Origin of the sequence: Clostridium sp. ZBS15 (assembly GCF_023845705.1) — a bacterium.
Taxonomy (GTDB): domain Bacteria; phylum Bacillota; class Clostridia; order Clostridiales; family Clostridiaceae; genus Clostridium; species Clostridium aquiflavi.
This window is the reverse complement of sequence record NZ_JAMQHY010000049.1, coordinates 1-2004: the sequence shown is the minus strand read 5'-3', so window position 1 is coordinate 2004 and position 2004 is coordinate 1. Positions and strand designations below refer to the sequence as shown.

At 28.7% G+C, this 2004-nt stretch carries 2 rRNA genes and 1 pseudogene; all 3 read left to right on the top strand.

The window, feature by feature from the left end:
- Window positions 1–207: ribosomal RNA gene (locus NG904_RS14090) — 23S ribosomal RNA — on the top strand; the annotation flags it as partial.
- Window positions 208–264: 57 nt separating this feature from the next.
- Window positions 265–381 (top strand): 5S ribosomal RNA (gene rrf, locus NG904_RS14085).
- A gap of 370 nt (window positions 382–751) precedes the next feature.
- Window positions 752–1377 (top strand): annotated as a pseudogene (locus NG904_RS14080) (Gfo/Idh/MocA family protein); the annotation flags it as partial.
- Window positions 1378–2004: the final 627 nt, after the last annotated feature.

The following is a 2004-nucleotide window of genomic DNA, read 5'->3' as shown; positions in this document are numbered from 1 at the left end:
AGTTGTGGCGTCCGAGGCATAGCCGGGAAGCGAATGCGCGTCAGGATGAACGCTGAAGGCATCGAAGCGTGAAGCCTCTATCAAGATGAGATTTACCAAATCGTAAGCTAGTAAGACCCCTTGAAGAGTACAAGATTGATAGGTCAGTGGTGGAAGTAGGGCAACATATTTAGCTGACTGATACTAATAGGTCGAGGGCTTGACCAATAAATAATTGTTATATACAATTTATGTGCAATTTTGAAAGAACATTCTTTCAAAGGATCTGGTGATGATGGCATGGAAGTAACACTCCTACCCATTCCGAACAGGAAAGTTAAGATCCATAGCGCCGAAGGTACTGCACGGGAGACTGTGTGGGAGATTAGGACGTTGCCAGGTAAGCTTAAAGAGATAGTTTTTATAACTATCTCTTTTTTAGTATATAAAAATAATATGAAGGTAATGTTAATAATAGATAGAGTTTAATATACACTATTAAAACTTAAAATATTTTAATATTATCAATATATAGTTAGACAGTCTGACTTTTTTATCTGTAGATGAAATAAAAAAGTCCATGAGATGTTGTTCTTTTTTAAGTAAAAGTTATATATGTTAAGTGCAATACTATTTATTTTAATTAGTATTGCACTTTTTTCTTTCCTTTTATAAGTTTATCCACAACATTATAAACATTATATTGGGTTTTTATTAATAATTACTCCTTAGCAGACTTTCTTTATAGTTTATTTTTCTAACTATAACACTTAATGAAAAGCCACTTGGATTATATTTAGAAGATGCATTAGAAGCTATGAAAGCTGTAAATTCTCATTTGGAAAAAATATTTATGCTTGGATTTATGAGAAGGTATGATAAATCATATGCTTATGCTAAACAAAAAATTGAAGAGGGGTCTATAGGTAAGGTTGTCTTGGTAAGATGCTATGGGAAATAGGAGGAGCTTATGAACATAAAGAATTTGATAAAATAAATGATGCTGAAACTGTAGCCGCTATGGTTAAGTTAAAAAATGGAACTATGACACTACTTGTTGCTGGCAGAAATTGTGCTCATGGATATCATATAGAAACTGAAATAATAGGAACTAAAGGAACATTAAGAATTGGAACAACTCCAGATAAAAATTTAGTAACGGTATTTAATGATAATGGAATTAATAATGAATGTGCTGGTGGATTTTTAAAAAGATTTGAGGATGCATATTTAGCAGAGGTTAAAGAATTTGTTAATTGTGTATTAGAAAATAGAAAGCCAGTTGTTACTGTTGAAGATGGCGTCTTATCAACTATTGTTGGATATGCATGTAAAGGATCTTTTGAAATTGGAGAATTAGTTAGGGTTGATTGTTCTGAATATGAAAAATTAAAATAGCAAACTAATATACAAAATAAGTAACTTGTATTAATTTATCCAAGGGAAATTAATACATTCTACATTATCAATTCATATATTTGACATATAAATACTATATTTTTTATTTAGTGTAATTGACCAATGTATATTTAATTAAATAATTAAGAAAAAAACTATAGATAAAATAGAAGTATAGTTAATAAAAAGTTGATTTACAATCTATATATATTACATTTGCTAGACTTTAATAGAATTAGAAAACTAATACTAAAATCATAAAATATTAAAATTATGATTTTAATAAGGTGATTTATGAGTTTATATAAACAAACATCAATATAACGGTTCCTAGTGTATCAGTAATTAAATAAATGAGAATTATAAAGAATTTACTAGTATTATAGAGTTAACTTTAAAATATGCATATTTATATGCCAAAGGCAATTAACATATATGGTAAGATAAAACACGTCGCTGAGAGATGCGGCAAACAAGTTAAAAAGAAGTTAAGAAATTAGATTTCAACTGATTAAAAAACTTGTTGACAGAAAAGAAATTAAATGTTATAATAATTAAGTCGCTTAAGGGTGACACAATAAAACAAAAGTTGACAAGAAAGTCAACGATGAAAATTTGGTCTTTGAA